This is a genomic window from Streptomyces sp. NPDC049879, assembly GCF_044461265.1.
Classification (GTDB): Bacteria; Actinomycetota; Actinomycetes; order Streptomycetales; family Streptomycetaceae; genus Streptomyces.
Genome location: NZ_JBITKT010000003.1, coordinates 841,932 through 867,821, shown reverse-complemented (window position 1 = coordinate 867,821; position 25,890 = coordinate 841,932). Strand labels below are relative to the sequence as shown.

The following is a 25,890-nucleotide window of genomic DNA, read 5'->3' as shown; positions in this document are numbered from 1 at the left end:
GGGTTGATAGGCCGGAGATGGAAGCCTTGTGAGAGGTGGAGTTGACCGGTACTAATAGGCCGAGGGCTTGTCCATAGATGCTCGCGTCCACTGTGCTTTTTGAAGCCACCCTTGTCGGGACAGGAATGTCCTGGCGGGATGAAGTGCTTCAGCTGAATGTCAACTGAAAAGTGTGCTTGTTCGCTTGGAGCACTTTCTAGTGTTCCGGTGGTCATGGCGGAGAGGAAACGCCCGGTTACATTCCGAACCCGGAAGCTAAGCTCTCCAGCGCCGATGGTACTGCATGGGGGACCGTGTGGGAGAGTAGGTCGCCGCCGGACAATCTTTGATAGGACCTCTGGTTCTTCAGCGACATGCTGGAGAACCAGAGGTCCTTTTTTGTTTTTCGTTTTCGTGTGTGTGAGGCAGGAGTCAAGTCAATGACGAATTCATCGGATGAGCGGCCGTCACGGTCGGAGCGCGAGTCGCGGGGTCCGCGGCGCGATGACGAGCGTGGTGGTTTCCGCCGCGGTGGTGGGAATTGGCGCGACGACCGCCGTGACGACCGCCGCGGAGGCCGTGACGAGCGGCCCCGCTACACCAACGACCGCCGTGACGACCGGCCTTGGCGTGACCGCCCGGACGACCGTCGTGGCGAGCGCGGCGGCGAACGTGGTGAGCGTACGGGCGACCGCTGGGGCGGCCGGCGCGATGACCGCGGTGGAAGCGGCCAGGGCTTCCGTCGTGACGACCGGCCGCGTCAGGACCGCCCGTGGGGTGACCGGGACCGGGACCGGGACCGGGACCGTGGGCGTGAGGGTGGCCGTGACGGTGGTGAGCGGCGGGAGTTCAGGCCGCGTGACGACCGTCCCCGTTATGACCGTCCCAGGGATGACCGGCCGCGCTACGACCGGCCGCGCCAGGATGACCGGCGGGACGACCGCGGTGGAAGCGGCCAGGGGTTCCGTCGTGACGACCGGCCCCGATACGGTGACCGGCCGCGTCAGGACCGGCCGTGGGGTGACCGTGGGCGTGACGGCGGTCGTGAGGGCGGTGAGCGGCGGGAGTTCAGGCCGCGTGACGACCGTCCCCGCTACGACCGTCCCAGGGATGACCGGCCGCGTCAGGATCGCCCGTGGGGTGACCGGGACCGGGACCGTGGGCGTGAGGGCGGGCGTGACGGTGGTGAGCGGCGGGAGTTCAGGCCCCGCGATGACCGTCCGCGCTACGACCGTCCCAGGGACGACAGGCCGCGCTACGACGACAGGCGTGGTGAGCGGCGCGATGACCGTGGTGGGAGCGGCCAGGGCTTCCGTCGTGACGACCGGCCGCGCCAGGATCGCCCGTGGGGTGACCGTGGGCGTGACGGTGGTGAGCGGCGGGAGTTCAGGCCGCGTGACGACCGTCCGCGCTACGACCGTCCCAGGGACGACAGGCCGCGCTACGACGACCGGCCCCGTTCGGACCGGCCCCGCCAGGACGACCGGCGTGACGGGCGCGGCGGTGGCTTCCGCCGCGACGACCGCAGGGACGGCCGGGGCGGTCCGCGCGGTGGCGGCTTCCGGCGGGAGGGCGGCTTCCACCGCTCCGAGCAGGGGCGCGCCGACCGTGAGCGCACCCAGCGGCTGCCCATCCCCGACGAGGTGACGGGCGACGAGATCGACCGCTCGGTGCGGCAGGAGCTGCTCAGCCTGCCCAAGACCCTCGCCGTGGACGTCGCCAGGAACCTCGTCATGGTGGCCAACCTGCTGGACGAGGAGCCGGAGCGCGCCTACGCGTACTCCCGTGTCGCGCTGCGGCTCGCGTCGCGTGTCGGCGCGGTCCGCGAGGCCGCCGGGTTCGCGGCGTACGGCGTGGAGAAGTACGCGGAGGCGCTGACGGAGTTCCGCGCGGCGCGGCGCATGACCGGCTCGGTCCACCTGTGGCCGCTCATGGCCGACTGCGAGCGCGGCATCGGCAGGCCGGAGCGCGCGCTGGCGATGGCCGGCGAGCCCGAGGTGCAGCAGCTCGACAAGGCCGGGCAGATCGAGATGCGGCTCGTCGCCGCCGGTGCGCGGCGCGACCTCGGCCAGCCCGACGCCGCCGTCGTCACGCTCGAATGCCCCGAGCTGGCGTCCACCGCCGTTCACCCGTGGACCGCGCGCCTGCGCTACGCCTACGCGGACGCGCTGCTCGCGGTCGGCCGGGAGGAGGAGGCGCGCACCTGGTTCGCCAAGGCGCTCGACGCCGACCAGGGCGGCGTCACCAACGCGTCCGACCGGCTGGCGGAGCTGGACGGCGTCGAGTTCGTCGACGCCCTCGACCCCGACCTGGACGACGAGGACGGGATCGAGGACGAGGAGGACGAGGAGAAGGCCGAGGCGGCGGACTCGTCCCGTCCCGCCGAGGACGACGGGGATGACGACGACGGTGACGACGAGGAGCCGCGTCAGGCGTAGGGAGCGAGGGGGTTCCGCAGGGTCCCGGCGTACTGGAGCAGGCTCGTCGGGTCCTGCAGATCCACCATCTGCTGGTTGTCGCGCAGCTGGAGGCGGTTCAGGCAGGAGAGGGGGAACTCCTCCTTGAACAGGTCGAACCGCTCGAACCGCTCGGCGAACTGCGGGGTGGCCTTCCGGTAGTCGCGGACGCACTCGGCGACCGCGGCCCAGAAGGTCTCCTCGTCCAGCACGCCTTCCTCGTCCAGCGTCGCGCCGAGGAAGCGGAAGAAGCAGTCGAAGACGTCGGTGAGGACGGCGAGCGGCCACTCCTCGTCGGACACGCGGGCGCGGATGCGCTCCACCTCCGGCGGGAGCGGGACGTCCGGGCTCATGACGACGATCTCCTCGGCGATGTCCTTCATGACGACGCGGCGCGGGACGCCGTTCTCCAGGACGAGGATGAGGTTCTCGCCGTGCGGCATGTACGCGAGGTCGTACGCGTACATGCTGTGCAGGAGCGGCGTCAGGTAGGCGCGCAGGTAGTGCCGGAGCCAGTCGGCGGGGGGCAGGCCCGACTCGGCGACGAACGCGGCGGCCAGGGAGCGTCCGTCCCGGTCCACGTGCAGCAGTGACGCCATGGTGGCCAGGCGCTGGCCGGGCGCGAGCGTGGGGACGGGGCTCTCGCGCCAGAGCGCGGCGAGCATCTTGAGGTAGGGCGAGCCCTTCTGTGTGGCCGCCTCGTAGTGCCGGTGGTGGTAGCCGATGGCGGCGCGCTCGCGGAGGATGGAGAAGCCCGTCTCGGCGAAGACGCTGTCGCGGGCGATCAGTTCGGCGAGCCAGTCGTTGATGGCCGGGGTCACCTCCATGTAGGCGGCGGACAGGCCGCGCAGGAAGCCCATGTTGAGCACGGAGATGGCCGTCTTGACGTAGTGCTTCTCCGGGTGCGAGACGTTGAAGAACGTGCGGATCGACTGCTGGGGGCGGTGGTCGTCGGGGCCTTCGCCCAGGAGCACGAGGTGACGGCGCGCCAGTTCGCCCGCGAAGGTGACGGACAGCCGGTTGTGCCACTGCCAGGGGTGGACCGGGAGGAGGTAGTAGCCGTCCGGGTCGAGGCCGAGGGCGCCGAGGCGGCCGGCGAACGCGGCGCGCGTGGCGGGGTCCAGTTCGGCGGCGATCAGCGTCTCGTAGTCCAGGTCGGCGCATGAGGTGAAGGTGGCCAGGTCGCGGCGCGCGGCGAGCCAGACGAGGCGGACGGGGGCGGCGGCCTCGGGCGCGTACGCGTGGTACTCGGCGGAGTCGAAGCCGAGGCGGCCGTTGTTCGCGACGAAGCAGGGGTGGCCCTCCGTCATGCCGGCCTCGATGGTCTGGAAGTCGGCGGCCGCCAGGTCGGCGGCGGAGCGGGCGGGGAGGGACAGCTTGTAGGCGGCCCCCGCGAGCGTGGAGGTGATCTCCTCCAGGTAGGTCGGCAGGACGGTGTCGGACAGGCCCAGGGTGCCGCGCGTCTCGATGAAGAAGGCGAGGGCGTCCAGGGGGAGCGCGGTGCCGTCCGCCGTGCGTTCGCGGGTGATGCCGTCCGCGTCGATGTGCCAGTGGTCCAGCGCGTGGCGGGTCGCGGGGAAGCGGTAGGTGACGGCGCCGTCGTCGCTGGTGACGCTCCAGCGGCCGTCCGCGGGGTCCTGGCGCGGGGTGAACAGGCGCTCGTGGGAGAACTCGGCGAGCGCCTTGCGTATCAGGTGCCGCTCGGCGCGCGCCCACAGGCCGGGTGTGAGGTGTGCGGTGACGTCGGTGGCGGTCATCGGGTCGCTCCCGGCGTGACGGCGGCGGTGAACTGCTCGCGGGTGCAGAAGCTGAGGAGGGCTTCCTTGCCCGGGAGGGTGACGGTGCGGTCGACCTCGAAGCCGACGAGGGCGTTCAGCCGGTGGACCGCCTCGTTGCGCACGTCGGGTTCGACCACGACGCGGCGGACGGACGGGTCGTCGAAGAGGAACGCCATGACGGTCGTGATGACGGCGCGGGTGAAGCCCGGCAGCGGGGTGTCGGCCGGTGCGGTGAGGAAGTGCATGCCGATGTCGCCGGTCTGGACCGTGAAGGCGCGGCCGACGGGCTCGGCCGCCGGGTCGTAGCGTTCGGTCAGGAAGGCGGGGCGGCCCTTGTGGAGGCCGAGGAACGCGTCGTGCGCCGGTGACGCCGCGAGGGCGCGGTACTCCTTGCCGACGTCCTCGGCGGTGGCGTCGCCCATCAGCCAGAACGCCGACTTGGGGTGTGTAAGCCAGCGGTGCAGGAGGGGGGTGTCGCGGTCGGGATCGACCGGGCGCAGCGCGAACTCGCCGAGGCGTGCGTCGTGCCGGGCGAAGAGGGGTGTACGCATGGGACTCCCGGGAGCGCGGGGGGAACGACCGAGAGTGAGGTTAGCCTAACCTAATCTTCTGGGGCCAGCGGGCCGGACGGGGCGTCAGCCGGTCACCGGTGGCCGCCCGGCGGAGACAACCGAGGCCTTGCGCCGGGCGCGCGTTACAGTGGGAACGTGGCCGTCGTAGCGATCTCTCGCCGATTTACCGGCCCCCTGGCCCCCGAAGGGCGCCGCAGGGGTCGGACCTCGCCACGTCCGCGGAACTGAGCGGGCCGTCCCCACCGAGCGGCTGGGCCCCGGGGCCGGGGGGTTCCCGAAACCCCGTCACCGCTCCGTGGCCAGGAGGCCGACATGCCCGCCCGTCTCACCGCTGAACAGCTCGCCCGCGACCTCTCCGTCCGGGACCTCACCGACCCCGCCGCCGGACCGCACGCGCTCCAACTCGTCCTCACCGACGCCGTCCAGGCGCTGGCGGACCGCTGGGGCTGCCAGGTCCGGTGGTGCCGGGGCGAACGCGTCGTCACCGTCGAGGACAACTACGACAACCTCGGCTTCCGCCCCGACGACATCACCCGCGACGCCCGCTACACCCGCTACGCCGACGACCGGCACATGCTGCGCAGCCACTCCAGCGCGCTGATCCCCGCCGCGCTGCGCGCCCTGGCGGCGGACCCGGCCGACGACGTACTCCTCGTCTGCCCCGGGCTGGTCTACCGCCGGGACAGCATCGACCGCCTGCACACCGGCACGCCCCACCAGCTCGACCTGTGGCGCGTCACCCGCCGCCCGGCCCCCATGACCACCACCGACCTCGACGGCATGGTCACCACCCTCGTCGAAACGCTGCTCCCCGGGGCGAAGCACCGCCACGAGGACCGCGTCCACCCGTACACCCTCTCCGGCCGCCAGGTGGACGTGGAACGCGGCGGCGAGTGGATCGAGGTGGCGGAGTGCGGCCTGGCGCATCCGGCGGTGCTCGCGCGCGCCGGGCTCGGCGCCTCGTGGAGCGGACTCGCGCTCGGCATGGGGCTCGACCGGATGCTGATGCTGCTCAAGGGCATCCCGGACATCCGCGCCCTGCGGTCGGCCGACCCGTCCGTGGACGCGCAGATGACCGACCTGAGCCCGTACCGGCCCGTGTCCGCCATGCCCGCCGTCCGCCGGGACCTGTCCGTGGCCGTCGACCGCGACGACCTGGCGGAAGACCTCGGCGACCGGGTCCGCGACGCGCTCGGCGCCGACGCCGACTGCGTGGAGAGCGTCGGGATCCTGGCCGAGACGCCATGCGCCGAACTCCCGCCGCAGGCACTGGAACGGCTCGGGGCCCGGCCGGATCAGAAGAACGTGCTCCTCAAGGTGGTCCTGCGGCACCTGGACCGCACCCTCACCGACCAGGACGCCAACCTGTTGCGCGACCGCGTCTACGCCGCCGTCCACCAGGGCAGCGCCCACCAGTGGGCGGCGGCGGCCGGTCCGGCGTGAGCCGGGGACGAGCCCTAGTCCTCCTCGTCGGCCAGGGACCGCATCACGAGGCCCGTGGCCGGTTTCGGGCCGAACGAGGTGGACTTCCGGGGCATCGTGACGCCCTGCTCGGCCAGCGCCAGGACGGTGTCCTCGCGGACGGGGCGGAGCAGGACGGCGGTGCCGCCGAGGCGTTCCGCCTGGGTGACGGCCGCCGCGGCGTCGTGCAGGTACGCGATGCCGCCCGGCCGGTCGGGGACGCGCCACACCGCGTCGAGCAGCGTGGCGTGCAGCACCGTCGCGTCGAGGCGGCGCCACGCGTCGGGACGGCCGCCGGGGACCGTGCGGTCGAGCAGCGCGCGATCGGGACGGTCGAGCAGGTGGAACGTGCCCGCGCCCGCGAGCAGGAACGCGGTGCCCGGCGTGCCGTCCAGGAAGCGCAGCGCGGCGTCGAGCGGGCCCGTGACCTGGCGGACGCGGAACGCGCCGGTGACGCGGCCGAGCGCGTCCGCCGGGGCCAGGCCCGGCAGGACCCGGTGGATCGCCTGCACGCGCAGCGGGTACCTGGCGGTGTCCACGAGCAGCACGAGCGTCCGGTCCCACGGCGGCCGGGCGCCGTGCTCGTCGCGCAGGCGCAGGCAGGTGGCCCAGCGGTGGTGGCCGTCCGCGATCAGGGCGCGGTGGGCCGCCAGGGCGCGCGTCGCGGCGGACTGTCCGGCCGGGTCGGTGACGCGCCACAGCCGGTGCGCCATGCCGTCGTCCGTGGTGAGGGAGGTGTCCGGGGCGCTGGCGGCGGTGCGTTCCACGAGGGCCGCGGCGGCGTCGTCGGCGTGGCCGCGGTAGGAGAGGAGCAGGGGCTCGAAGTTGGTGGCCGTGGCGCGCAGGAGCGCGGCCCGTTCCGCGACGACGTCGGGCATCACGTCCTCGTGGGGCAGCACGGTGCGTTCGGCGGGCGGGGTCAGGCGCAGGGCGCCGATGAGGCCGCGCTGGACGACCGTGCCGGAGGCGCGCTGCTCGTAGACGTAGAGGGCGGGCAGGTCTTCGGTCACGAGGACGCCCGCGCGGCGCCAGGCGGTGAGCGTGGCGGCGGCGCGGTCGGGGGAGGGCGGGAGGATGAGCCGCACGATGTTGTGCGGGTCGGCGGTCTCCAGCGCGCGCTGCCCGTCCGGCCTGACCACGACGTCGTACGGCGGCGAGGTGACGTCGGCGAGCCCCGCCACGCGGCCGGTCGCGTAGCGCAGGGCGCGGAACGGGGCGAGATCGAGGCCTGCGGTGCGCACCCTCGCATCGTAGGCCGCCGGTGTGATGGGGGATGATCGGTGCGAGATGACTGATACGAAGATTCCGGGGACGCCTCGCTCGCGACCCGACGCCTCCGAGCGGGAGTTGCACACGGCGTACGACACCGCGCTCCTCGACCTGGACGGTGTGGTCTACGCGGGCGGCGACGCCCTGCCGCACGCCGTCGCCTCGCTGCGCGCCGCCGAGGCGGACGGGATGGGGCTCGCCTACGTCACCAACAACGCGGCGCGGACGCCCGAGACGGTCGCCGGGCACCTGACGAGCCTGGGCGTGCCCGCCGACGCCTCCGAGGTCGTCACGTCGGCGCAGGCCGTGGCGCGCGTGATCGCGGACGACGTCCCCGCCGGGTCGCGCGTGCTGTGCTCGGGCGGCGAGGGCCTGCGCGTCGCGCTGCGCGAACGCGGCCTCGTCCCGGTGGACTCCGCCGACGACGGGCCGGTCGCCGTCGTCCAGGGGTACGGCGGGCCCGACATGCGCTGGGCGCTGGTGTCCGAGGCGGCGCTCGCGGTCTCGCGCGGCGTGCCGTGGTACGCGTCGAACACCGATCTGACCATCCCCAGCGGCCGCGGCATCATGCCGGGCAACGGGACGGCCGTCGAGGTCGTGCGCCTCGCCGCCGGGCGCGAGGAGGGGCCCGTCGTGGCCGGCAAGCCGCTGCCGCCCATGCACCGCGAGACGATCCTGCGGACCGGCGCGCGCCGCCCGCTGGTGGTGGGGGACCGGCTGGACACGGACATCGAGGGGGCGTACGCCGGGGGCGTGGACTCGCTGCTCGTGCTGACCGGTGTGACCACGCCCGCCGTGCTGCTGGCGGCCCGGCCCGACCACCGGCCGACGTACGTCGCCGCCGACCTGCGCGGCCTGCTCGTCCCGCACCCCGAGGTGGTGCGGGACGGCGACGGCTGGCGGTGCGGCGGCGTCCGCGCGCTCGTACGCGACGGGCGGCTCGCCGTCGAGGGCGAGGGGGACGCGCTGGACGGCCTGCGCGCCCTGTGCGCGGCGGCGTGGACCGACGCGGGGGAGGGGCGCTGCGGGCTTCCGGCGGACGAGGCGCTGGAGCGGCTGGGGCTCGGCGCGTAGCCCGCCCGTTCCGCGTCAGGCCGCGGCGGCGATGGCCTCCTGCATGAGCGTGTCCTCGGAGGCGTGGCGCCGCCAGTAGCCCGTGAACGTGATGTGGCGGCGGTCGATGCCGCGTTCGCGTACGAGGTGGCGGCGCAGCGCCCGTACGCAGCCCGCCTCGCCCGCGACCCAGGCGTACGGCGCGCTGCCGGGGAGCGGGGTGGAGCGCAGGGCGGCGAGCAGGGGGCTGTCGTCCGTGCCGGGGCGGGCGTCGGCGTGGGTGAGCCAGGTGATGTCGGCGTCGGCGTGGGTGGGCAGGTGCTGGCGGTCGGCGGCGTCGGCCGTCTCGACGAGGACGGTGGCGCGGGTGCCCGGCGGGAGCCAGGCGAGGATGCCCGCGATGGCGGGCAGCGCCGAGGCGTCACCGGCCAGCAGGACGGCGTCGGTGCCTGCGGGAGGGTGGAAGCCGATGCCTGCGTTCTCGTCCTGGGTGGGGCCCAGGATGGTCGCGGGGTCGCCGGGGCGGACGGTCGTGGCCCACTCGGCGGCGGGCCCCGGATGGGGGTGCAGGGCGAAGTCGATGTCCAGCTCGCCCGCGTCGCGGCGCAGTTCGCGCACGGTGTAGGTGCGCATGGACGCGCGTTCGGCCGGGTGCATCCGCTGCCAGGCGGTCCACCAGTCGGCGCCCTGGTCGCGGGGGACGGCGATCGTCCGGTGGCCAGGCTGGGGCACGAAGAGCTTGACGCGCTGGTCACGGCCGGCGTGTCCGACGGCGGCGATCTGCCCGCCGCCGAGGGTGACGCGGGCGAAACCGGGGCTGAGGCGGGACGTGCGGAGGACGTCGAGGTCGAAGAACGCGTAGGGAGCCGTGGCCATGGTGCGGGTCCTTTCCTGTGAGGCGGGCCGCGCCCGGCCGGGCGGGGGCGTGCCGGGGCGGCGGCGCGCGGCACGGTGGGACGCGGACGCGGGGCCCTGCACTGCCCCCGGTGGGAGCCGGGGCACGAGGTCCGAAAGCGAGGTTAGGCTAACCTAACTCGTGGGGCGCGGGGGAGGCCGCGTGGCGGCGGACGGGAAGCGCGCCGGGGGCGCCCGTGCGGCGCGGCGCGCGGTGCGTGGCGGTGGAAGGGGGCGTCCGATCCCGTGGACGGGCCGCTCCGGGGGGTCGGACGCGGCGGTCCTGGGCCATGCCCGATGGGGTGCGTCGCGGGTCACAGGGACGCGCTCGCGCGGACGTCCTCCTTCGACAACGCGGCGAGGTCCTGCGCGGGTCGCTGCCCGGAGGGAGTCCGGCAACGGAGCCCGGCGGGTGTGGGCCGTGTGCCCCGGGCGGGGGAGCCGTGGCGGAAAGGCGACCGCGCACCGGCTGCCCGGCGCTGTCCGGCACGAGGAGCTGGACGGGCTCGTCGCGGACGTCGTGGCGGAGGTGCGCGCCGGTGGTGCCGAGGTGCCGCGGGCGATGGGCGCGGTGATGAAGATCGTGAACCCGAAGGTCGCCGGGCGGGCCGAGGGCGGGCGGGAGAACGGCGGAAGGCCCTCCCGGCGCGTCGTGCGCCGGGGGGGCCTTCCTCATGCCGGGCCGCGGTCAGTCGCGGTTGGGCGGGAACTCGATGTCGGGCAGGTCGCCGAAGTCGAAGCCGCCGCCGTTGTTGTCACGGACACCCCCGTTTCGGGCATGCCTCCGCGACCTCCGCGCACCCCGTTCGCACCGGCCGCTGTGCGCTGCCGACCAGCAAGAGCCGCACGTGCGAGGCCGCCCGCGCTGTCGGTGTGCCGGTACCCGACTGGCGGGTCGTGTCGGACGCGGACGGCCTGCGGGCCGGTGTGCGTCAGACCGGAGGCGGATACTCCGCGTTCGGCTTCCGCATCCCGGATGTCGGTCGGCGCAGGCGCGCGCGAAGACACCCGGCTTCCTCGTGATGCCCTGCCTGGACGACCCCGAGGCGGCGCGGATCGCCTGGCGCGTCGTCGGACACTTCAAGCTCGCCTGCGTGTCGGATGTCCAACCGCGCCACTGCCGGGGCGGCCTGCGCTCCTCGAAGCGGACCCGCGGCCGTCCGCCGGGATCTTCCCGACAGCCTTCACCGGCGTCAACCCGCCCTGGGCCGCCGCCCGGCTCCTCCGCACCGGGAACACCGGCCCACTGTCAGGACTGCGATTCGGCAGCCGGGTGGCATCGCCGGGCTTCGATCCGTCGCCCGACCGGACCGGGGCGCGCGGCACCGACCCCTTCGGCAGGCGCCGCCGTCGCGCTCGTATCGACGAATCGACACGCCCCGCCCGCCGGACCGGTGGCGCGGCGGAGCGGTGGCCCGGGCACCGGGTAGCGTCGGGGGCATGGACGAGTCCCCTTCCGCCTCCCCGGAAACCCCCGGCGGGCAGCTCCCGCCCGGGGACGCCGCCGAGGGCGCCACGCCCGACGACGGACCGCAGCCGCTCGGCATCGGCGTCAGGCCCACCGGCCACGCCCCGCTCGACGCGCACCTCCAGCGCCTCGCCGACGCCGACCGCATCGGAGTGGCGGGCCACCCCGAGGTGTACGAGGACGTCCACCGCGCGCTGCGCGAGACCCTGGCGGGCCTCGACCGCCCCGCTCCGGGGATGTGACCCGATGCCACCCGCCACCCAGGGCCGCCTCGCCCGGCTCGACGCGGAACTCGTCCGCCGCAAGCTCGCCCGTTCCCGCGACCACGCCAGGACCCTGATCGAGGCCGGACGCGTCACCGTGAACGGCACCCGCGCCGCCAAGCCCGCCACCCAGGTCGCCACCGGCGCCGCCCTCCTCGTCACCGAGGACGCAGACGACCCCGGCTACGCCTCGCGCGGCGGCCACAAACTCGCGGGCGCCCTCACCGCCTTCACCCCGCACGGACTGCGCGTGGAGGGCCGCCGCGCCCTCGACGCGGGCGCCTCGACGGGCGGCTTCACCGACGTCCTGCTGCGCGCGGGCGCCGCGCACGTCGTCGCCGTGGACGTCGGCTACGGGCAGCTCGCCTGGTCCCTCCAGGCCGACGCGCGCGTCACCGTCCGGGACCGCACCAACGTACGGGACCTCACCCTCGACACCATCGGCGGCGAGCCCGTGGACCTGGTCGTCGGCGACCTGTCGTTCATCCCCCTCGGCCTGGTGCTCCCCGCGCTCGTGCGCTGCGCCGCGCCGGACGCGGACCTCGTCCTGATGGTGAAGCCGCAGTTCGAGGTCGGCAGGGAACGGCTCGGCAGCGGCGGCGTCGTCCGCAGCCCGGCGCTGCGGGCCGAGGCCGTGCGCGGCGTCGCCGACCGCGCCGCCGGGCTCGGCCTCGGTGTGCGCGGCGTCACGGCAAGCCCGCTGCCCGGCCCGTCCGGCAATGTTGAATACTTTCTCTGGCTCCACGCCGGGGCGCCGCCACTCGACCCGGCCGACCTCGACCACGCCGTGACAGAGGGACCCCAGTGACCGACAGCCCACGCAGCTCCGGCGGGACCGGGCGACCGGCGCCGGAGCGCACCGTCTTCCTGCTCGCCCACACCGGGCGCCCCGCCGCCATCCGCAGCGCCGAACTCGTCGTCCGCGGCCTCCTCGGCCACGGCATCGGCGTGCGCGTCCTCGCCGAGGAGGCCGCCGACCTGGACCTGCCGGGGTCGGCCGAGCGCATCGTGAAGACCGCGCCCACCGACGACGGCGCCCGCGCCGCCGTCGAGGGCTGCGAGCTGCTCGTCGTCCTGGGCGGGGACGGGACGCTCCTGCGCGGCGCCGAGTTCTCGCGCGCCACGGGCGTGCCGCTGCTCGGCGTCAACCTCGGGCGCGTCGGCTTCCTCGCCGAGGCCGAGCGCGACGACCTCGACCAGGTCGTGGACCGCGTGGTGCGCCGGGACTACGAGGTCGAGGAGCGCATGACGCTCGACGTCACCGTGCTCGTCGACGGCGGCACGCGCCACACCGACTGGGCGCTCAACGAGGCGTCCGTCGAGAAGGCCGCGCGCGAACGGCTGCTCGAGGTCGTCACCGAGGTGGACGGCCGCCCCGTCTCCGGCTTCGGCGGCGACGGTGTGGTCTGCGCCACGCCCACCGGCTCCACCGCGTACGCCTTCTCCGCCGGGGGGCCGGTCGTCTGGCCGGAGGTGGAGGCGCTGCTGATGGTGCCGATCAGCGCGCACGCGCTCTTCGCCAAGCCCCTGGTCACCGCGCCGGGCTCGGTCCTCGCGGTCGAGGTGCGGCCGGGGACGGGACCCGGCGTCCTGTGGTGCGACGGCCGCCGTACGGTCGAACTGCCCGCGGGCGCGCGGGTGGAGGTGCGGCGCGGGGCCGTGCCCGTACGGCTCGCGCGGCTGCACCACGCGCCGTTCACGGACCGGCTGGTGGCGAAGTTCGCGCTGCCGGTGGCGGGGTGGCGCGGGGCGCCGCACTGATCTTCCGTACGGGCCCTCCGCGGGAGCCTCCGCACGGTATCCGTGCGATTTCCGTACTGATGTTCGGGTGCCGTCGTCGCCATCGCGCCCCCGAACCTCGTATGGTCGTATCCGTGTTGGAGGAGATGCGGATCAAGGACCTCGGCGTGATCGACGACGCCGTGGTCGAGCTGTCCACCGGATTCACCGCCGTGACCGGCGAGACCGGGGCCGGCAAGACCATGGTCGTCACCAGCCTCGGGCTGCTGCTCGGCGGACGCGGCGACGCGGGGTACGTACGGGCCGGGGCCGCCGCCGCCGTCGTCGAGGGCCGTGTCGCCGTGCCCGACGGCGCCCCCGCCGCCCGCAGGGCCGTGGAGGCGGGCGCCGAGCTGGACGACGGCGCCCTGCTGATCAGCAGGACCGTCTCGGCCGAGGGCAGATCGCGCGCCCACGTCGGCGGCCGCTCGGTCCCCGCGGGACTGCTCGCCGAGCTGGGCGAGGACCTCGTCGCCGTCCACGGGCAGACCGACCAGCAGGGCCTGCTGCGGCCCGCGCGCCAGCGCGGCGCGCTCGACCGGTACGCGGGCGACGCCGTCTCCGCGCCGCTCGCCGCCTACCTGGAGACGTACCGCCGCCTGCGCGCCGTCAACAGCACGCTCACCGAACTGACCACCCGCGCGCGCGAACGTGCCCAGGAGGCCGATCTCCTCCGCTTCGGCCTCGACGAGATCGCCGCCGCCGAGCCGCGCCCCGCCGAGGACACCGAACTCGCCGCCGAGGCGGCACGCCTCGGCCACGCCGAGGCCCTCGCCTCCGCCGCCGCCGTCGCCCACGGCGCGCTCGCCGGGGACCCGGCGGACCCCGAGGGCGTGGACGCCGGGACCCTCGTCGCCGGCGCCCACCGCGCGCTGAACGCCGTGCGCGGCCACGACGCGGCGCTCGCCGGACTCGCCGACCGGCTCGGCGAGGTCGGCATCCTCCTCGCCGACGTCGCGCAGGAACTCGCCGGATACGCCGACGGCCTGGACGCCGACCCCCTGCGCCTCGCCGCCGTCGAGGAACGCCGCGCCGCCCTCGCCCACCTCGTCCGCAAGTACGCCGAGCCGGGCGCGGCCGCCGAGGAGGACGGCTGCTCCGCCGTCCTCGCCTGGGCGGAACGCGGCGCCGCCCGCCTCGCCGAACTGGAGGGCGACGACGACCGCATCGACACCCTCGCCGCCGAACGCGCCCGCCTGCGCGAGGAGCTGACCGACCTCGCCCGCACCCTCACCGACGCCCGCAACGACGCCGCCAAGCGCTTCGCCGACGCCGTCACCGCCGAGCTGACGCAGCTCGCCATGCCGCACGCCCGCGTCCAGTTCTCCGTCACCCAGCCCGCCGCCGCGCCCGACGAGGACGCGCTCGACATCGACGGCCGCCAGGTCGCGTACGGCCCCCACGGCACCGACGACGTCGAACTCCTCCTCGCCCCCCACCCCGGCGCCCCCGCCCGCCCCATCGCCAAGGGCGCGTCCGGCGGCGAGCTGTCCCGCGTGATGCTCGCCATCGAGGTCGTCTTCGCCGACGCCGCGCCGGTCCCCACGTACCTCTTCGACGAGGTGGACGCGGGCATCGGCGGCAAGGCGGCGGTCGAGGTGGGCCGCCGCCTCGCGAAGCTGGCCGAGTCGGCGCAGGTCGTCGTCGTCACGCACCTCCCGCAGGTCGCCGCCTTCGCCGACCGGCACCTGGTGGTCGAGAAGACCAGCGACGGCACGGTGACCAGCAGCGGCGTCCGCACGGTCCACGGCGAGGGCCGGATCCGCGAGCTGTCCCGCATGCTCGCCGGACAGGAGGACTCCCGCCTCGCCCGCGCCCACGCCGAGGAACTCCTCGCCACCGCCGCCCGGCTCGGCCGGGGATAGCCCGTGCGAGTGGCCGCGCTACCGTACGCGGCGCCGGGACTGGCATCCTGGAGCCCCCGCGACCCCAGCGAACGAGAGGCCGCCGTGAGCCACGCGCGCCCGCGAGCACGATCCGGCGCCTTGCGGGCGCACGCACCCGGGGGACGGACGTCCCGGCCGGAGCCGGGCTCCGGGCGGGTGGCGCCGTGAGCGGCCCGTCCGCCGGTCCCCACGGCCGCGGCCCGGCGCACGTCGTCCAGCTCCTCGGCGGCGGCAGCGCGGGCACCGGCGTCCACGTCAGGTCCTTGTCGGCCGGGCTCGTCGCGCGCGGCCTGACCGTCACCGTCTGCGCCCCCGCCTCCGCCGAGCGGCGCTACGACTTCACCGGCGCGGGCGCCCGTTTCGTGCCCGTCCCCATCACCACGCGGCGGGCCGCCGTCGGCATCCTGCGGACCGTCTGCGCCGGGGCCGACCTCGTCCACGCGCACGGCATGCGCGCCGGGACGCTCGCCGCCCTCGCGCGCCGCCGCCGCGACACCAGCCCCCTCGTCGTCACCTGGCACACCCGCTCGACGACCCCCGGGCTGCGCGCCCGCGTCCGGCAGCTGACCGAGAGCTGGGTCGCGCGCACCGCGTCCGTCGTCCTGGGCGCCACCTCCGACCTGGTCGAACGGGCCAGGCGGCGCGGCGCCCGCGACGCGCGGCTGGCCCCCGTGGCCCTCCCGTCCCCGCCGCCGGAGCAGTCCGCGCCCGACACCGACGGCCTCGACCCCGACCCGCACAAGCTGCGCGCCGACCTCGGGGCGACCGACAGACCGCTGCTGCTGACCGTCACCCGCCTCGACCGCGACCCCAGCCTCGACGTCCTGCTCACCGCGTCCCGCGCCTGGCGCGGCCTCACCCCGCAGCCGCTGCTGCTTGTCGCCGGGGAAGGGCCTGGGCGGGCCGCCCTCCAGCGGCGCATCGACCGCGAACGGCTGCCCGTGCGCCTGCTCGGCGGCTGCCCCGACCCCGCGCGGCTGCTCGCGGCGGCCGACGCGGCGCTGCTCGTCGTCGAGTGGGCGGGGCGGGCGCCGCTGGCGCTTGAGGCGCTGCGGGGCGGCGTGCCGCTGGTCGCGACGGCGGTCGGCGGCGTCCCCGAGATGGTGGGGGACGCGGCGGTCCTGGTGCCGTACGGCGATCCCGTGGCGCTCGGGGCGGCGGTGCGCGTGCTGCTGGGGGACCCGGCGCGGCGCGCGGGCCTCGCCGCCGCGGGCCGGGTGCGGGCGGGGAGCTGGCCGACGGAGGACACGACGGTCGCGCAGGTCCTCAGCGTCTACGACGAGCTGACGCGCGCCGGCTGAGGAACGCGGCGTCAGGCCGAGTCGCGCACGACCAGCCGCGCCGGGGTGATGATCGGCGCGGGCGGCTCCCCCTGGGGGCTGCCGGGCGGCAGCAGGCGCAGCAGCAGCGCGGCCATCAGCTCGCCCATCCGGCGGACGTCCTGCCGCACGGTCGTCAGCGCCGGTTCCGACCAGGCGGCCGGTTCGAGGTCGTCGTACCCCACCACCGCCACGTCGTCGGGCACCCGCAGCCCCCGGGCGCGCAGCACGCGCAGCGCGCCGGTGGCCATCAGGTCGTTGCCCGCGAACACCGCGTCGGGCGGTGTGGGGGTGCGGTCGAGCAGCTCCGCCATGGCGCGGGCGCCGCCCTCCACGGTGAAGTCGCCGTGGACGAGCAGCGCCGGATCGGGGGCGGCGCGGCCGATGGCGTCGAGATAGCCGTCCAGCCGGTCCACGGCGGCCGTCTGGTCGAGCGGCCCGGTGACCACCGCGATGCGCCGCCTGCCGCGCGCCAGGAGGTGCCGTACGGCCTGGCGGGCGCCGTCGCGGTTGTCCGTGTCCACGTACAGCGGCCCCGGCCCGTCCGCCGCGCCCGGCCAGCCGGGGCGGCCGCCGTACACCGTGGGCAGCCCCGAGGCCGCCGCCATGGCCGGCAGGGGGTCGTCGGTGTGCACCGAGAACATCAGCACGCCGTCCACGTGGCCGCCCGACAGGTAGCGCTCGATGCGCTCGTAGTCCGTGCGGCCCTCCAGCAGCATCAGCAGTAGCTGCGTGTCGTGCGCCGACAGCTCGCTGCCGATGCCGCGCAGCTGCTGGGCGAAGAACGGGTCGGCGAAGACGCGGGTCTCCGGCTCGGCGATCACGACGGCCACGGCGCCGGTGCGGCGGGTCACGAGGCTGCGGGCCGCGGAGTTCGGGACGTAGCCGAGCGCCGCGACCGAGCGGCGGACGCGTTCGCGCAGCTCGGGCCGTACGCCGGGGGTGCCGTTCACGACGCGGGAGACGGTGGCGCGGGAGACCCCGGCGTGCGCCGCCACGGCCTCCAGGGTGGGATGGGCCGGCTGCACCGGACGCTCCTTTCCCGATGGTTTCGTCGGCGTTCCCCCGGCGCGCGGGTGTGCCGGGACGCGCGGGAGAGCGCTTTCATCCTCGCCGCGCCCGGGGTCCCGCGTCACCCCCCGGCACGTACGGGGGCCGCGCCCGCCGCGCAGGGCCGGAAGACGGCCGGATCTGCCCGGTGCACCGTACAGATCCGGCCACCGCGCCGCCGGGCCGTCCGGCCCCGGCGGCGCCGCGTCCGTGCGCTCAGCCGCCGTACGCGCCGGAGGCCGTCAGCCGCAGGGCGGTGTCGATCAGCGGCACATGGCTGAAGGCCTGCGGGAAGTTGCCCACCTGCCGCATCCGCCGCGGGTCCCACTCCTCGGCGAGCAGCCCGAGGTCGTTGCGCAGGGCGAGCAGCTTCTCGAAGAGCTTGCGCGCCTCGTCCACCCGGCCGATCATCGCCAGGTCGTCCGCCAGCCAGAAGGAACAGGCGAGGAACGCGCCCTCGTCGCCCTCCAGGCCGTCCACGCCCGCCTGGTCGCCCGCCGTGGGGTAGCGCAGGATGAAGCCGTCCAGCGTGGACAGCTCGCGCTGGATCGCCTCGATGGTGCCGATCACGCGCTTGTCGTCGGGCGGCAGGAAGCCCATCTGCGGGATGAGCAGCAGGGAGGCGTCCAGCTCCTTGGACCCGTACGACTGCGTGAACGTGTTGCGCTCCTTGTCGTACCCCTTCTCGCAGACCTCGCGGTGGATCTCGTCCCGCAGGTCGCGCCAGCGCTCCAGCGGGCCGTCCACCTCGCCGGACTCGATCAGCCGCACGGTGCGGTCCACGGCGACCCAGGCCATCACCTTCGAGTGGACGAAGTGGCGGCGCGGGCCGCGCACCTCCCAGATGCCCTCGTCCGGCTCGTTCCAGTGGTCCTCCAGGTAGCGGATCAGCTTGAGCTGGAGGAGATTGGCGTGATCGTTGCGGGCCAGGCCGGTCATGTGCGCCAGGTGCAGCGCCTCGGTGACCTCCCCGTACACGTCGAGCTGGAGCTGGGCCGCCGCGCCGTTGCCGACGCGGACGGGCTGCGAGTTCTCGTAGCCGGGCAGCCAGCTCAGCTCCGCCTCGGACAGCTCGCGGTCGCCCGCGATGCTGTACATGATCTGGAGGTTCTGCGGATCGCCCGCGACCGCGCGCAGCAGCCACTCGCGCCAGGCGCGCGCCTCCTCGTGGTAGCCCGTGCGCAGCAGCGACGAGAGGGTGATGGCCGCGTCGCGCAGCCAGGTGAAGCGGTAGTCCCAGTTCCGCGAGCCGCCGATCTCCTCGGGCAGCGAGGTCGTCGGCGCCGCGACGATGCCGCCGGTCGGCGCGTACGTCAGCGCCTTGAGCGTGATCAGCGAGCGGACCACGGCCTCGCGGTACGGCCCGTGGTACGTGCACTGGGCGACCCAGTCGCGCCAGAACTCGGCGGTCGTCTCCAGCGCCTCCTCCGGCTGCGGCACCGGCGGCGGCTCCTTGTGCGACGGCTGCCAGCTGATCGCGAAGGCGACCCGGTCGCCCGGGGCGACGGTGAAGTCGGAGTACGTCGTCAGGTTCTTGCCGTACGTGTCCACGCTCGTGTCGAGCCACACCGAGTCGGGCCCGGCGACGGCGACCGTGCGGTCCTCCACCTTGTGCACCCACGGCACGACCCAGCCGTAGGAGAACCGCATGCGCAGCACCGAGCGCATCGGCACCCGGCCGCTGACGCCCTCCACGATGCGCACCAGCTGCGGCGCGTCCGTGCCGCGCGGCGGCATGAAGTCGATCACCCGGACCGTGCCGCGCGGGGTGTCCCACTCGGACTCGAGGATGAGGGAGTCGCCCCGGTAGCGCCGCCGGCTGGCCGGGGGCGGGGGAGCGTCCTTGCCGTGGGCGGGCCCCAGCCGCCAGAAGCCGTGTTCCTCGGTGCCCAGGAGCCCGGCGAACACGGCATGGGAGTCGAATCTGGGCAGACACATCCAGTCGGCCGAGCCGTCCCGGCAGATGAGCGCGGCGGTCTGCATGTCCCCGACGAGTGCGTAGTCCTCGATACGCCCGGCCACTTGCGTCTCCAGTCGAACAGCGCTCCGCCCCCCGTGGGACGTGCGGGTTTCGTCGCCCATTCGAGCGTCCGAGCAGAATACGACGGCACCAGGCTCCCCGCGCGTCGCGCGCGGGGGCCGTCGTCGCGGGGCGGGGTGAGCTTGTTCACCTTGGGTGCGATAAGTCGGAATCGGGTTCAGCGACTCTTCAGCGAGTCCTCAGCGGCCGCCCGCGCCGCCGCCCGCTCCCGTCCGCTGTTACCCTGGTAGCCCGTGGACCGGAGGGCAGCCGAACCCCCGACATCCAGCGACGGCACCCACCCCGATGCGAGGCACCGCCTCCGCCGGGCGCTGTCACGCATCCGACCTCGCGACCACGGGAGCTCCCTTTGGCCATTCCGCCCAGCACCACGACGACCAAGCACATCTTCGTCACCGGCGGGGTCGCCTCCTCGCTCGGCAAGGGGCTCACCGCGTCCAGTCTCGGAGCGCTCCTGAAGGCGCGCGGCCTGCGCGTCACCATGCAGAAGCTGGACCCGTACCTGAACGTCGACCCCGGCACGATGAACCCCTTCCAGCACGGCGAGGTGTTCGTCACCAACGACGGCGCGGAGACCGACCTCGACATCGGCCACTACGAGCGCTTCCTCGACGTGGACCTCGACGGCTCCGCCAACGTCACGACCGGGCAGATCTACTCGACCGTGATCGCCAAGGAGCGGCGCGGCGAGTACCTGGGCGACACCGTGCAGGTCATCCCGCACATCACCAACGAGATCAAGCACCGCATCCGCCGCATGGCGAGCGACGACGTGGACGTCGTCATCACCGAGGTCGGCGGCACGGTCGGCGACATCGAGTCGCTCCCGTTCCTGGAGTCCGTGCGCCAGGTGCGGCACGAGGTGGGGCGGGACAACGTCTTCGTCGTCCACATCTCCCTCCTGCCCTACATCGGCCCCTCGGGCGAGCTGAAGACCAAGCCGACGCAGCACTCGGTCGCCGCGCTGCGCAGCATCGGCATCCAGCCGGACGCGATCGTGCTGCGCGCCGACCGCGAGGTCCCGACGGCCATCAAGCGCAAGATCTCGCTGATGTGCGACGTGGACGACGCGGCCGTCGTCGCCGCGATCGACGCCAAGTCGATCTACGACATCCCCAAGGTGCTGCACGAGGAGGGCCTCGACGCGTACGTGGTGCGCCGCCTCGACCTGCCGTTCCGCGACGTCAACTGGACGCAGTGGAACGACCTGCTGCGCCGCGTCCACCACCCGGAGCACGACGTGACGGTCGCGCTCGTCGGCAAGTACATCGACCTGCCCGACGCGTACCTCTCCGTCACCGAGGCGCTGCGCGCGGGCGGCTTCGCGAACAACGCGCGGGTCCGCGTCAAGTGGGTCACCTCCGACGACTGCCGCACCGCGTCCGGCGCCGCCGAGCAGCTCGGCGACGTGGACGCGATCTGCGTCCCCGGCGGCTTCGGCGAGCGCGGCGTGGAGGGCAAGATCTCCGCGATCCGCTTCGCCAGGGAGAACCGCGTCCCGCTGCTCGGGCTGTGCCTGGGCCTCCAGTGCATCGTCATCGAGGCCGCGCGCCACCTGGCCGGCATCGAGACGGCGGGCTCCACCGAGTTCGACCAGGGCACCCCGCACCCGGTCATCTCGACCATGGAGGAGCAGCTGGACATCGTCGGCGGCGAGGGCGACATGGGCGGCACGATGCGCCTGGGCATGTACCCGGCGCGGCTCGCCGAGGGCTCGATCGTGCGCGAGGTGTACGGCGGCGCCGAGACCGTCGAGGAGCGGCACCGCCACCGGTACGAGGTGAACAACGCCTACCGCGCCGAGCTGGAGAAGGCCGGGCTCCTCTTCTCCGGCACCTCGCCCGACAACCAGCTCGTGGAGTACGTCGAGTACCCGCGCGAGGTCCACCCGTACCTGGTCGCCACCCAGGCGCACCCGGAGCTGCGCTCGCGCCCGACGCGCCCGCACCCGCTGTTCGCCGGGCTGATCGGCGCGGCGGTGGCCGCGCGTGGCGAGGCGCCGGGCGGGGACGCGTAGGGCGGCGGGGGCATAGGAGACTGACTGCCATGACCGAGCAGACCGGCGACTTCCTCGCCGACACACCGGCACACTGGTCCGTCACCGTCACGGAGACCCCTTTCACGGGCGCCAAGACCAGCGTCCGCGCCGACGAGGTGGTGATGCCCGACGGCTCCGCCGCCCGCCGCGACTACCAGGTGCACCCGGGGTCGGTGGCCGTGCTCGCCCTGGGGGACGACGACGAGGTCGTGATCCTGGAGCAGTACCGCCACCCCGTGCGGCACAAGCTCTGGGAGATCCCCGCGGGACTCCTCGACGTGCCGGGCGAGAACCCGCTGCACGCCGCGCAGCGCGAGCTGTACGAGGAGGCCCACGTCAAGGCGGACGAGTGGCACGTCCTGGCCGACGTCTACACGTCGCCGGGCGGCTCCGACGAGGCGGTGCGGATCTTCCTCGCGACCGGCCTGTCCGACGCCACGGGCGAGCGGTTCGCTGCCACCGAGGAGGAGGCCGACATGCGGCTCGCCCGCGTGCCGCTCGGCGACCTGGTCCGCGCGGTCCTCGACGGCCGCCTGCACAACACCTGCCTCGCCGTCGGCGTGCTCGCCCTCCAGGCGGCGCGCACCGCCGACGGCGGCCTGGAGTCGCTGCGCCCGGCGAACGCTCCCTGGCCGGCCCGCCCGTTCAGCGCCTGACGTGCCCTGACGTGTCCTGACCGGCCCGCGCGGGGACCGTGGCATACGCTCGGGCCCGTGACGGACGTGACGCACCAGACAGTCACCGAAGGGCCACCGGCGCCCGAGTTCCTGGGCCGCCGCCGCGAGCTGGCGGCGCTGCGCTCCGACATCGCACGGGCCGGTCTCGACACTCTCGCGGGGCGCCCCGCACCCCGCTGCCGCGTCCTGCTGATCGCCGGGCGGCCCGGCACCGGCCGCACCGCACTCGCGGGCAAGTTCGCCCGCGAGCTGGCCGCCGACGGCGACCACCCGGACGGGGTGCTCCACGTCCGCCTCACCGACCCGGGCGGCGCCGCCGTCCCCACCGGGCGCGCCGCCCGTACGCTGCTCGACGCCCTGGGCGAGGCCGCCCCGCCGGGCGCCGACGACGCCGAACTGAGCGACACCCTCCGCGACGCGCTCCAGGAGCGGCGCGCCGTCCTCGTCCTCGACGACGTGCACGACGGCGCGCAACTCGCCGACCTCGTCCCCGACAGCCGCGACTGCCTCGTCGTCGCCGTCGCGCGCGGCCCGCTGACCGGCGTGCCCGACGTACGCCCCTGCACGCTCGGCGGGCTCGACCGGCAGACGTCCGTACGGCTGCTGGCGCGGGGCGCAGGACCCGTCCGCATCACCGTGGACCCCACCGCCGCCGAGAGCCTGGCCGAGGAGTGCGCCGACCTGCCCGCCGCCCTCGTGCTGGCGGCCGGGTGGCTCGGCGCCCACCCGGAGGCGACGGTCGCGGACGCGCTGCACCGCATGCGCACCGACCACATGGGCCCGCTCCTGGACACGGCGGAACGCCCCGCGGAGGACGGGGACGAGGGGGAGGACGACGACGCGGCGGCGGACGCCGGACTCGCGGACGGGCCGCTGCGCCGCGCGTTCGGACTCGTCCACGCCTCCCTGCCCGCACCGGCCGCCCGGCTCCTGCGCCTGCTCACCCTGGCGCCCGCGGGACCCGTGGACGCCCACACCGCCGCCGCCCTCGCGGGCTGCCCCGTGCAGGCCGCGCGCGCGGCCCTCGCCGAGTTCGCCACCCTCGGCCTGCTGCGTCCCGCGCCGGAACCGGGCCAGTACGTCCTGCCCGCCTGCTTCGAGACGCTCCTGCACACCCTCGTCCGCACCCAGGAACGCCCGGCCGAGGTCGTCCTCGCCCGCGCCCGGATGCTCGAACGGACGGTACGCCGCCTCCGCGCCGCCGAGGCCGTCACCGAGCCGCCAGGATCCGCCGCCAGACGCTGGCTCTCCGGGCTCCCCGCCGCGCTCCGCTTCGAGACGGGGGAGGCCGCCGCCGGGTGGCTCGACGCGCGGCGCGGCGCGCTCCTCGCCGCCGCCCGGCTGGCCGTCGCCGACGGCGGGCTCGACACGCTCGCCCGGCGCCTGCTCTCCGCCCTCACCCACGCGCTCGTCGCGCACCGGGGCGCCGGGGGCGCGGCCCGCGAGCTGTACGAGCTGCACGGTCTCGTCGTCGAGGTCGCCACCCGGCAGCGCCTGCCGCGCGAACTGGCCGCCGCGCACCTCAACCTGGGGGACATCGACGCGCGGGCGGGCCGCCACACCGCCGCGCTCGCCCGTTACCGCGCGGCGCTCGACGCGGCCAGGGACGAACGCGACCAGGCCGACCCCGCCACCCTCGGCCGGGCGCTCGAATCGATCGGCGACACGTACACCGAACTGCGCGACCGCCAGCGGGCCGCCGACTGGTACGGCCGCGCCCTGACGCTGGCCCAGTCGCGCGGCGACCTGGACGGAACGGCCCGGCTCCACGCCCGCATCGGCGCGGCACTCGCCTGCGCCGAGGAGTGGACGGACGCCCTGCGCGCCTGGCGCGCGGCGGGCGCGGCGCACCGGCGGCGCGGCGACGTGCCCGCGCAGGCACGCGCGCTCGCCGAGGCGGCACGCGTCCTGGAGCACGCCGACCGGACGCGGGACGCCGAACGCATGGCGACGGACGCGCTGCGCCTCGCCGTCCGCGCCGGTGACACACGGCTCCAGGCGGCGCTGCGCCTGCGGCTCGCGGAGTACGCCGACCGTCAGGGCGACACCCCGGGCGCGGACCGGCACCGGGCGGCGGCCGACGCGCTCCTGACACACGACGTCTCCCTGCTGCCCGAGGCCACCACTTTCGAAACATAGCCGCTACGTCGCACATGCTGACTGAAAGCAAGGCTGGACAACCTTAGCTCCTTCAATAGACTGGTCGAAGCGGCGCTGGCTGGCAGTGCTCCCGAAGCTTCACACGCTTCACAAGCCGAGGAACGTGATCCCCCATGAAGGTCGGCATCCCCCGCGAGGTCAAGAACAACGAGTTCCGCGTCGCCATCACCCCCGCCGGTGTGCACGAACTCGTCACGGCAGGGCACGAGGTGACCGTCGAACGCGGCGCCGGCGTCGGCTCCGCCATCCCCGACGACGAGTACACCGCCGCGGGCGCCACGCTGCTGCCCACCGCCGACGACGTCTGGGGCGGCGCCGACCTCGTGCTCAAGGTCAAGGAGCCGGTCGCCGAGGAGTACCACCGCCTCCGCAAGGACCAGGTGCTCTTCACCTACCTGCACCTCGCCGCGTCCCGGGAGTGCACCGACGCGCTGCTCGCCTCCGGCACCACCGCCATCGCGTACGAGACCGTCGAGACACCGGCGCGCGCGCTCCCGCTGCTCGCCCCGATGTCCGAGGTCGCGGGCCGGATCGCCCCGCAGGTCGGCGCGTACCACCTGATGCGCTCCGCGGGCGGCCGCGGTGTGCTGCCCGGCGGCGTCCCGGGCACCCCGGCCGGGCGCGCCGTCGTCATCGGCGGCGGCGTCTCGGGCTTCAACGCGACGCAGATCGCCGTCGGCATGGGCTTCCACGTGACGCTCCTCGACACCGACGCCGCCCGGCTGCGCGAGGCCGACCGCATCTTCGGCACGCGCGTCCAGACCGCCACCTCCAACGCGTACGCGCTGGAGCGCGCCGTCCTCGACGCCGACCTCGTCGTCGGCGCGGTCCTCGTGCCCGGCGCCCGCGCGCCGAAACTGGTCTCCGACGACCTGGTGTCACGGATGAAGCCCGGGAGTGTCCTTGTCGACATCGCGATCGACCAGGGCGGCTGCTTCGAGGGATCGCGCCCCACGACCCACGCCGAACCCACCTTCCGCGTCCACGAGTCGGTGTTCTACTGCGTGGCCAACATGCCGGGCGTCGTCCCGAGCACCTCGACCTGGGCGCTAACCAACGCGACCCTCCCGTACATCTCCCGCCTCGCCCGGCACGGCTGGCGCGACGCGCTGCGGCACGACCCGGCGCTCGCGTTCGGGCTCAACGTGCACGAGGGCGAGGTCGTCTCGGGTCCGGTCGCCGAGGCCCACGGTCTGCCGCACGCCGAACTCCGTTCCGTGCTCGCCTGACCGCGCGGACACGCCGGTCAACTCCCGGCGTCAACATCGGGAATGTCACACACCGCGTCGGCGCCACGCCGCCCGTTCCCCGGCGGGTCGGCTTCCGGCCACTCCCCGACGGGGCGTCGACTCGCGGCGAAGATGGCCCTTTGACCGTTTCGCGGCCCGGAGAAACGTCCCACTGGCGAGCCTTGTGCGGTTGACAGGCGAATGTTCGACGGCCGACACATCCGTGCCGGTCCGGCGGATTGTGTTGCTGTCGACCGCCGACACGCCATAGAGTCGCCAATCGTCGGCATGGTGCAACGCTGACTCTGTCCAGATGTTTCCTGGTCCCCAAGGAGGTAAGACGACTTGTGAATGAGTCGACAATTACTCCCGGGGGAGGACACCCAGGGGTCCAGGCTGGGCGCCACGGCGCCCCGGATCACGCGGGCCTGGGCTCCGTCGCCGTCCATACCTTCGCAACCCACCAGAGCCAACCGAGCATGACTGCGCATCAGAGCACGGACAGCCATGTGACCACG

General features: G+C 74.7%; 19 protein-coding genes, 1 rRNA gene and 1 pseudogene. 14 read left to right on the top strand and 7 right to left on the bottom strand.

Translation table 11 applies throughout. From position 1 onward, the window contains the following. Positions 1-203: 203 nt before the first annotated feature. Positions 204-320: ribosomal RNA gene (gene rrf / locus ACIBPC_RS14840) — 5S ribosomal RNA — on the top strand. A 126-nt stretch (positions 321-446) separates the two neighbouring features. Here rrf and ACIBPC_RS14835 read toward each other — a convergent pair. Continuing rightward, on the bottom strand, positions 447-1,562 hold the full coding sequence (locus ACIBPC_RS14835) for a hypothetical protein (protein WP_398844402.1): 1,116 nt from the start codon (positions 1,560-1,562) through the stop codon (positions 447-449). Positions 1,563-1,604: 42 nt separating this feature from the next. Between ACIBPC_RS14835 and ACIBPC_RS14830 the strand changes: the two genes are divergently transcribed. Further along, on the top strand, positions 1,605-2,417 hold the full coding sequence (locus ACIBPC_RS14830; protein WP_398844400.1) for a hypothetical protein: 813 nt from the start codon (positions 1,605-1,607) through the stop codon (positions 2,415-2,417). Here ACIBPC_RS14830 and ACIBPC_RS14825 read toward each other — a convergent pair. Together ACIBPC_RS14825 and ACIBPC_RS14820 are read right to left on the bottom strand one after the other, a co-directional pair. Continuing rightward, positions 2,408-4,192: an IucA/IucC family protein gene (locus ACIBPC_RS14825; RefSeq protein WP_398844326.1), complete on the bottom strand. Its 1,785-nt coding sequence runs from the start codon at positions 4,190-4,192 to the stop codon at positions 2,408-2,410. The two genes, ACIBPC_RS14830 and ACIBPC_RS14825, sit on opposite strands and share 10 nt — an antisense overlap. After that, positions 4,189-4,764, bottom strand: a complete 576-nt coding sequence (locus tag ACIBPC_RS14820; RefSeq protein ID WP_398844324.1) for a GNAT family N-acetyltransferase — start codon at positions 4,762-4,764, stop codon at positions 4,189-4,191. The genes ACIBPC_RS14825 and ACIBPC_RS14820 overlap by 4 nt, the downstream gene beginning before the upstream one ends. Before the next feature lie 333 nt (positions 4,765-5,097). Between ACIBPC_RS14820 and ACIBPC_RS14815 the strand changes: the two genes are divergently transcribed. Beyond that, entirely contained in the window at positions 5,098-6,228 is a 1,131-nt protein-coding gene (locus ACIBPC_RS14815) for a hypothetical protein (protein ID WP_398844321.1), read from the top strand. A 14-nt stretch (positions 6,229-6,242) separates the two neighbouring features. On the opposite strand, the gene ACIBPC_RS14810 is transcribed toward ACIBPC_RS14815, so the two are convergent. Then, on the bottom strand, positions 6,243-7,487 hold the full coding sequence (locus ACIBPC_RS14810; RefSeq protein ID WP_398844318.1) for a DUF1015 family protein: 1,245 nt from the start codon (positions 7,485-7,487) through the stop codon (positions 6,243-6,245). A 46-nt stretch (positions 7,488-7,533) separates the two neighbouring features. Between ACIBPC_RS14810 and ACIBPC_RS14805 the strand changes: the two genes are divergently transcribed. After that, positions 7,534-8,589, top strand: coding sequence for an HAD hydrolase-like protein (locus ACIBPC_RS14805; RefSeq protein ID WP_398844315.1), 1,056 nt, complete (start codon positions 7,534-7,536; stop codon positions 8,587-8,589). Positions 8,590-8,604: 15 nt separating this feature from the next. Here ACIBPC_RS14805 and ACIBPC_RS14800 read toward each other — a convergent pair whose 3' ends face one another. After that, entirely contained in the window at positions 8,605-9,444 is an 840-nt protein-coding gene (locus ACIBPC_RS14800; protein WP_398844312.1) for a siderophore-interacting protein, read from the bottom strand. Positions 9,445-9,868: 424 nt separating this feature from the next. Here ACIBPC_RS14800 and ACIBPC_RS14795 point away from each other — a divergent pair. From ACIBPC_RS14795 to ACIBPC_RS14770, 6 genes and pseudogenes are all read left to right on the top strand, one after another. Continuing rightward, a pseudogene (locus ACIBPC_RS14795) lies at positions 9,869-10,084 on the top strand (GatB/YqeY domain-containing protein); the annotation flags it as partial. Between the two features lie 818 nt (positions 10,085-10,902). Next, entirely contained in the window at positions 10,903-11,172 is a 270-nt protein-coding gene (locus tag ACIBPC_RS14790) for a hypothetical protein (protein WP_362964932.1), read from the top strand. Between the two features lie 4 nt (positions 11,173-11,176). Then, positions 11,177-12,001, top strand: a complete 825-nt coding sequence (locus ACIBPC_RS14785; protein ID WP_398844397.1) for a TlyA family RNA methyltransferase — start codon at positions 11,177-11,179, stop codon at positions 11,999-12,001. Further along, the gene (locus ACIBPC_RS14780) at positions 11,998-12,954 is read left to right on the top strand and encodes an NAD kinase (RefSeq protein WP_362964927.1); all 957 of its coding nucleotides are present in this window, start codon (positions 11,998-12,000) and stop codon (positions 12,952-12,954) included. The genes ACIBPC_RS14785 and ACIBPC_RS14780 overlap by 4 nt, the downstream gene beginning before the upstream one ends. A 101-nt stretch (positions 12,955-13,055) precedes the next feature. Continuing rightward, on the top strand, positions 13,056-14,837 hold the full coding sequence (gene recN / locus ACIBPC_RS14775; RefSeq protein WP_398844310.1) for a DNA repair protein RecN: 1,782 nt from the start codon (positions 13,056-13,058) through the stop codon (positions 14,835-14,837). A 185-nt stretch (positions 14,838-15,022) separates the two neighbouring features. Then, positions 15,023-16,159 (top strand): glycosyltransferase family 4 protein, encoded by a 1,137-nt coding sequence (locus tag ACIBPC_RS14770; protein WP_362964923.1) that lies wholly within the window; start codon positions 15,023-15,025, stop codon positions 16,157-16,159. Positions 16,160-16,170: 11 nt separating this feature from the next. On the opposite strand, the gene ACIBPC_RS14765 is transcribed toward ACIBPC_RS14770, so the two are convergent. Continuing rightward, entirely contained in the window at positions 16,171-17,205 is a 1,035-nt protein-coding gene (locus ACIBPC_RS14765; protein WP_398844307.1) for a LacI family DNA-binding transcriptional regulator, read from the bottom strand. Positions 17,206-17,443: 238 nt separating this feature from the next. Continuing rightward, on the bottom strand, positions 17,444-19,309 hold the full coding sequence (locus ACIBPC_RS14760) for a glycoside hydrolase family 15 protein (protein ID WP_362964919.1): 1,866 nt from the start codon (positions 19,307-19,309) through the stop codon (positions 17,444-17,446). 314 nt (positions 19,310-19,623) lie between these two features. Between ACIBPC_RS14760 and ACIBPC_RS14755 the strand changes: the two genes are divergently transcribed. From ACIBPC_RS14755 to ald, 4 genes are all read left to right on the top strand, one after another. Next, complete coding sequence (locus tag ACIBPC_RS14755; protein ID WP_398844395.1) at positions 19,624-21,285, top strand: CTP synthase; 1,662 nt, start codon at positions 19,624-19,626, stop codon at positions 21,283-21,285. Between the two features lie 29 nt (positions 21,286-21,314). Further along, on the top strand, positions 21,315-21,962 hold the full coding sequence (locus tag ACIBPC_RS14750) for an NUDIX hydrolase (protein WP_362964917.1): 648 nt from the start codon (positions 21,315-21,317) through the stop codon (positions 21,960-21,962). 57 nt (positions 21,963-22,019) lie between these two features. Then, positions 22,020-24,122: an AAA family ATPase gene (locus ACIBPC_RS14745; protein ID WP_398844304.1), complete on the top strand. Its 2,103-nt coding sequence runs from the start codon at positions 22,020-22,022 to the stop codon at positions 24,120-24,122. Positions 24,123-24,256: 134 nt separating this feature from the next. Then, positions 24,257-25,372 (top strand): alanine dehydrogenase, encoded by a 1,116-nt coding sequence (gene ald / locus ACIBPC_RS14740; RefSeq protein ID WP_398844302.1) that lies wholly within the window; start codon positions 24,257-24,259, stop codon positions 25,370-25,372. Positions 25,373-25,890: the final 518 nt, after the last annotated feature.